The 6,593-nt window shown below is 69.4% G+C and carries 5 protein-coding genes; all 5 read left to right on the plus strand.

The window, feature by feature from the left end; genetic code table 11:
• The coding region (locus tag GCN81_RS16505) for an FAD binding domain-containing protein (RefSeq protein WP_156725394.1) at positions 1-900 on the plus strand (900 nt) is incomplete at its 5' end.
• A 2-nt stretch (positions 901-902) separates the two neighbouring features.
• Positions 903-1,532, plus strand: coding sequence for a (2Fe-2S)-binding protein (locus GCN81_RS16510; protein WP_156725395.1), 630 nt, complete (start codon positions 903-905; stop codon positions 1,530-1,532).
• 2 nt (positions 1,533-1,534) lie between these two features.
• Positions 1,535-3,964, plus strand: a complete 2,430-nt coding sequence (gene pucD, locus GCN81_RS16515; RefSeq protein ID WP_156725396.1) for a xanthine dehydrogenase subunit D — start codon at positions 1,535-1,537, stop codon at positions 3,962-3,964.
• Between the two features lie 173 nt (positions 3,965-4,137).
• Positions 4,138-5,580 carry an NCS2 family permease gene (locus GCN81_RS16520; protein ID WP_156725397.1) on the plus strand — a complete coding sequence of 481 codons (1,443 nt, stop codon included), beginning with the start codon at positions 4,138-4,140 and terminating at the stop codon, positions 5,578-5,580.
• 63 nt (positions 5,581-5,643) lie between these two features.
• Positions 5,644-6,593, plus strand: a 950-nt coding sequence (locus GCN81_RS16525) for an XdhC family protein (RefSeq protein WP_156725398.1), incomplete at its 3' end; no start/stop codon positions are given.

Raw genomic sequence — 6,593 nt, forward strand, 5'->3', positions numbered from 1 at the left:
ATGGACTTCCTTCGCCCCGCCAGCTGGGAGGAGGCGCTTGCCGTGAAGGCAGCGCATCCCACGGCTGTGCCGATTGCGGGTGGCACCGATGTGATGGTCGAGATCAACTTTGATCATCGGCGTCCTGAGTACCTGCTGGACCTGAACCGGATCAGTGAGCTCGGTGAGTGGACGGTCGGCGAGGAGAAGGTCGCGCTGGGGCCGTCTGTCCCGTACACGAAGATCATGGAGAATCTGCGCTCTGAGCTGCCGGGGCTGGCGCTGGCGTCGCACACGGTGGCGTCTCCGCAGATCCGTAACCGTGGCGGGGTGGGCGGGAACCTGGGCTGTGCCTCGCCCGCGGGTGACGCGCATCCGGCGCTGCTGGCGTCGGGGGCCGATGTGGAGGTCGAGTCGCAGGCGCGTGGTGCGCGGCTGATCGCGATCGATGACTTCTACAAGGGTGTGAAGCGCAATGCGCTGGAGCCCGACGAGCTGATCAAGGCTGTGCACATTCCGAGGGCGGATGGGCCGCAGCAGTTCTCCAAGGTCGGTACGCGTAACGCGATGGTGATCGCGGTGTGCGCGTTCGGTCTGGCGCTGCATCCGCGGACGCGTTCGGTGCGTACGGGGATCGGTTCGGCGGCGCCGACGCCGGTGCGGGCGACGGCGGCGGAGGAGTTTTTGAACGCGGCGCTGGAGGAGGGTGGCTTCTGGGACAACGGGAAGATCATCACTCCGTCCATCGCGAAGCAGTTCGCCCAGCTGGCGTCCGGGGCCTGTAACCCGATCGACGATGTGCGGGGCAGTGCCAGCTACCGCCGTCACGCGGTGGGTGTGATGGCCCGCCGGACGTTGATGTGGACCTGGGAGTCCTACCGCGGTGGCAATGGCCGCGGCGCTGTCGAAGGAGCTGCGTAACCATGCGCGTCAATTTCACGGTCAATGGCCGTAAGCAGGAAGCCGACGATGTGTGGGAGGGCGAGTCCCTGCTGTACGTGCTGCGTGAGCGGATGGGCCTGCCGGGTTCGAAGAACGCCTGTGAGCAGGGTGAGTGCGGCTCGTGCACGGTGCGTCTGGACGGTGTGCCGGTGTGTTCGTGTCTGGTCGCGGCCGGTCAGGCCGAGGGCCGCGAGGTCGTCACGGTCGAGGGCCTGGCGGACTTCGCCCAGCAGCGCGAGGAAGCCGCCCACGCGGGTGGCTGCGCGAGTGGTGCCTGTGGCTCCTCTGGCACCTCGGGTTCCTCGGGTACGTCGCTGGACGCGGCGCAGCGGTGGAGCGCGAAGGGCACGGACGGGCAGACCGGTGAGGGCGGTGAGCTCTCCCCGATTCAGCAGGCGTTTATCGAGGCGGGTGCCGTGCAGTGTGGTTTCTGTACGCCGGGTCTGCTGGTTGCGGCTGATGAGCTGCTGGAGCGTGAGGCCTCGCCGTCCGACGCGGACATCCGTGAGGCGTTGTCCGGCAATCTCTGCCGGTGCACCGGTTACGAAAAGATCCTGGACGCGGTCCGCCTGGCGGCCGCCCGTCAGGACCGCTCAGGAGAGGCGGCCTGATCATGGCCGGAACCAGCACCGGTACGCCCGCCACGGGTAGGCCCGCCACAGGTGCGCCCACCAATCTCACCCAGGGTTCGCGGACCAAGGGCGGCATCGGCGAGTCCACGCTGCGCCCCGACGGCACCCTCAAGGTCACCGGCGAGTTCGCGTACTCCTCGGACATGTGGCACGAGGACATGCTCTGGGGCCAGACCCTGCGCTCCACGGTCGCGCACGCCGAGATCAAGTCGATCGACACCACCGAGGCCCTCGCCATGGACGGCGTCTACGCCGTCCTGACGTACGACGACCTGCCCGCCGAGATGAAGAACTACGGCCTGGAGATCCAGGACACGCCAGTTCTCGCCCACGGCAAGGTCCGTCATCACGGTGAGCCGGTGGCCCTCGTCGCCGCCGACCACCCGGAGACCGCCCGCCGCGCCGCCGCCAAGATCAAGGTCGAGTACGTCGAGCTGCCGGTCATCACCGACGAGGCATCCGCGCTCGCCGATGACGCCGTACTGCTCCACGAGGGCCGCGACGACGACCACATAGCCCACGTCCCGCACCCCAACATCGTGCACCGCCAGCCGATCATCCGCGGCGACGCGGACGAGGCCGCCAAGAAGGCGGACGTGATCGTCAGGGGCGAGTACACCTTCGGCATGCAGGACCAGGCCTTCCTCGGCCCGGAGTCCGGCCTCGCCGTACCCGGCGATGACGGCGGCGTCGACCTCTACGTCGCCACCCAGTGGCTGCACTCCGACCTCGAGCAGATCGCCCCCGTCCTCGGCCTGCCCGAAGAGAAGGTCCGGATGACGCTCTCCGGCGTCGGCGGTGCCTTCGGCGGCCGCGAGGACATCTCGATGCAGATCCACGCCTGCCTGCTCGCGCTGCGCACCGGCAAGCCCGTCAAGATCGTCTACAACCGGTTCGAGTCTTTCTTCGGGCATGTCCACCGGCACCCGGCGAAGCTCTTCTACGAGCACGGCGCCACCAGGGACGGCAAGCTCACCCACATGAAATGCAAGATCGTCCTGGACGGTGGCGCCTACGCGTCCGCCTCCCCGGCGGTCGTCGGCAACGCCTCCTCGCTGAGCGTCGGCCCGTACGTCGTCGACGACGTCGAGATCGAGGCGATCGCCCTCTACACCAACAACCCACCGTGCGGCGCGATGCGCGGCTTCGGCGCCGTCCAGGCCTGCTTCGCCTACGAGGCCCAGATGGACAAGCTGGCCGCCAAGCTGGACATGGACCCGGTCGAACTGCGCCAGCTCAACGCCATGGAGCAGGGCACGCTCATGCCGACCGGGCAACGGGTCGACTCCCCGGCCCCGGTCGCCGAGATCCTGCGCCGCGTCAAGGCCCGCCCGCTCCCGCCCGAGCAGCAGTGGGTCAGCGCGGGCGCCGAGGGCACGGAGGTCGACGTACGCGCGCTGCCCGGCGGCCTGTCCAACACCACGCACGGCGAAGGCGTCGTACGGGGTGTGGGCTACGCGGTCGGCATCAAGAACGTCGGCTTCTCCGAGGGCTTCGACGACTACTCCACCGCCCGGGTGCGCCTGGAGATCGTGGGCGGCGAGCCCGTCGCCACCGTGCACACCGCGATGGCCGAGGTCGGCCAGGGCGGCATCACCGTCCACGCGCAGATCGCCCGCACCGAGCTGGGCGTCCAGCAGGTCACCATCCACCCGGCCGACACCCAGGTCGGCTCCGCCGGTTCCTCCTCCGCCTCCCGCCAGACGTACGTCACCGGCGGTGCGATCAAGAACTCCTGCGAGGCCGTCCGCGAGAAGGTCCTGGAGATCGGCCGCCGTAAGTTCGGCACGTACCACCCCGCGTGGGCCACCGCCGAACTCGTCCTGGAAGACGGCAAGGTCGTCACCGACGGCGGCGAGGTACTCGCCTCGGTCGTCGACGTACTCGAGAACGAGGCCGTCGACATCGAGCACGAGTGGCGTCACCGCCCCACCGAGGCCTTCGACCCGGTGACCGGACAGGGCAACGGCCACGTCCAGTACACCTTCGCCGCGCACCGCGCGGTCGTCGAGGTGGACACCGAGCTCGGCCTGGTCAAGGTCATCGAACTGGCCTGCGCCCAGGACGTCGGCAAGGCCCTCAACCCCTTGTCCGTCGTGGGCCAGATCCAGGGCGGCACCACCCAAGGCCTGGGCGTCGCGGTGATGGAAGAGATCATCGTCGACCCCAAGACCGCGAAGGTACGCAACCCCTCCTTCACGGACTACCTCATCCCGACCATTCTCGACACGCCGACCATCCCCGTCGACGTACTCGAGCTGGCCGATGACCACGCGCCCTACGGGCTGCGCGGCATCGGTGAGGCCCCGACCCTCTCGTCGACTCCGGCCGTCCTCGCGGCGATCCGGAACGCGACGGGTCTGGAACTCAACAAGACGCCGGTCCGCCCCGAGCACCTCACCGGCACGTAACACCCTCGGGTGAAGGCCCACGGCGGACGTCGGCGACGACGTTCCCCACGGGCCCACCACCCCCCGTTCGCCTCGGGCCGTCCCCCGGGTCGTGCAGCCAGATAACCATCCCAAACTCCGCAGTTACGTGTCTCGTCTGCGGACGCCCCTTTGAACCTTGGGAAGAAGGCACCATGACCCAGTCCTCACTGGAGTCCAAGACCACACAGGTTGCCGATGACGCGGGTGACGGCACCCGTATCCCGGCCGGCCGGTCTTGGCTCGACAGGTACTTCCACATAACCAAGCGCGGATCCACCGTCAGCCGCGAGGTGCGCGGCGGCATCACCACCTTCATGGCGATGGCGTACATCCTCCTGCTGAACCCGCTGATCCTCGGCGGCGAGGACGTGGCGGAGAACACGCTCAGCCAGCCCGCCGTCATCACCGCCACCGCCCTCGCGGCGGCGGTCACCACCCTGGCCATGGGCTTCATCGGCAAGGTCCCGCTGGCCCTGGCCGCGGGGCTCAGCGTCTCGGGCGTCCTGGCCACCCAGGTGGCCCCCGAGATGACCTGGCCGCAGGCCATGGGCATGTGCGTGATCTACGGCGTCGTGATCATGCTCCTGGTGGTCACCGGTGTCCGTGAGCTGATCATGAACGCGATCCCCTCGGCGCTGAAGCACGCCATCACGATGGGCATCGGCCTCTTCATCGCGATGATCGGCTTCGTCAAGGCCGGATTCGTCGGCCCGGGCACGGGCGGCCCGGTCACCGTCGGTGTCGACGGCGCGCTCACCGGCGGGCCTGTGCTGCTCTTCTCGGTCACCCTGCTGCTGATCTTCATGCTCCAGGCACGCAAGGTGCCCGGCGCGATCCTGCTCGGCATCGTCATCGGCACCATCTGCGCCGTGATCGCCAACGCCGCGGGCTGGATCAAGGCCAGTGCCTGGGGCGGCGGTGCTCCCGCGCTCGACGGCGTCGTCTCCAGCCCCGACTTCAGCCTCTTCGGTGAGGTCGAGCTGCCCGGCTGGTCGCAGCTGCTCAGCGTCAGCGTCGGCATGATCATCTTCACCCTGGTGCTGGCCGGGTTCTTCGACGCGATGGCCACCATCATCGCGGTCGGCAGCGAGGCCAAGCTGGCCGACGAGAAGGGCCGGATGCCTGGCCTCAACAAGGCCCTGTTCATCGACGGCGCGGGCGGTGCCATCGGCGGCGCCACGGGCGCCTCCGGCCAGACCGTCTTCATCGAGTCGGCCACGGGTGTGGGAGAGGGCGCGCGCACCGGCCTCTCCGCGTCGGTCACGGGCCTGCTCTTCGCCGCGTGCCTGTTCTTCACCCCGGTCACCCAGCTGGTGCCCGGCGAGGTGGCTGCCGCGGCTCTGGTCTGCATCGGCGCGATGATGCTGCAGAACGCCCGGCACGTCGACTGGAGCGACTACTCCATCGCCGTCCCGGTCTTCCTGACCGTCGTCCTGATGCCCTTCACCTACACCATCACCACCGGTGTGGCCGCGGGCGTCATCGCGTACTGCGCCATCAAGGGCGCACAGGGCAAGTGGCGCGAGCCGAGCATCCTGATGTGGGTGCTGTCGGTCGTGTTCGTCTTCTACCTCGCGTTCGGCGGAGCGCACTGACGCTCCCCGAGGCCTCGAGGTAGCCCCTCCACACACTCGCTGAACCCCCATGAGGAGGCTGACATGCTGGACATCGCCGAAGAGCTCCACCGGTGGGTCGGGCAGCGTCGTGACTTCGCGGTGGCCACGGTGGTGGCCGTCAGCGGGAGCGGGCCCCGACAGCCTGGTGCCGCGCTCGCCGTGGACAGCGAGGGCACGGCGATCGGGTCGGTCTCCGGCGGGTGTGTGGAGGGCGCGGTGTACGAGCTGTGCCAGCAGGCTCTGATCGACGGCGAGTCCGTGGTGGAGCGGTTCGGCTACAGCGACGAGGACGCCTTCGCGGTCGGTCTGACGTGCGGCGGGGTGATCGACATCCTGGTCACCCCGGTCCGTACGGACTCCCCGGGCCGCCCGGCGTTCGAGGCGGCCCTGGCCGCCGCCGCGTCCGGCGAGGCGGCGGCGCTCGCCCGCGTCGCCGAGGGCCCGGCCGAGCTGCGGGGGCGGGCGCTGCTGGTCCGCCCCGACGGCTCGTACGAGGGTGGCCTCGGCGGTCACCCCGAGCTCGACCGTACGGCGGTCGAGGAGGCGCGCGCCCTGCTGGACGGCGGCCGTACCGGAACCGTCGAACTGGGCGAGGACGGCGCGCGCTGCGGGCAGCCGCTCACCCTGCTGGTGGAGTCGAGTGTGCCCGCGCCCCGGATGATCGTGTTCGGCGCGATCGACTTCGCGTCGGCGCTGGTACGGGTCGGCAAGTTCCTCGGCTACCACGTCACCGTCTGCGACGCCCGCCCGGTATTCGCCACCCGCACCCGCTTCCCCGAGGCGGACGACATCGTCGTGGAGTGGCCCCACAAGTTTCTGGAGCGTACGAGGGCGGAGGTCGACGGCCGCACGGTGCTGTGCGTCCTCACCCACGACGCCAAGTTCGACGTCCCGCTCATCAAACTCGCCCTCACCCTCCCGGTCGCCTACATCGGCGCCATGGGATCCCGCCGCACCCACGAAGACCGCAACCGCCGCCTGCGCGAAGTCGG

Source organism: Streptomyces apocyni, assembly GCF_009739465.1.
In the GTDB taxonomy this organism is placed as follows: domain Bacteria; phylum Actinomycetota; class Actinomycetes; order Streptomycetales; family Streptomycetaceae; genus Streptomyces; species Streptomyces apocyni.

Excerpts from the sequence above, each read along its gene's own strand:
- pucD (WP_156725396.1), top strand. The coding sequence starts at position 1,535 with ATGGCCGGAACCAGCACCGGTACGCCCGCCACGGGTAGGCCCGCCACA.
- GCN81_RS16520 (WP_156725397.1), top strand. The coding sequence starts at position 4,138 with ATGACCCAGTCCTCACTGGAGTCCAAGACCACACAGGTTGCCGATGAC.
- GCN81_RS16510 (WP_156725395.1), top strand. The coding sequence starts at position 903 with ATGCGCGTCAATTTCACGGTCAATGGCCGTAAGCAGGAAGCCGACGAT.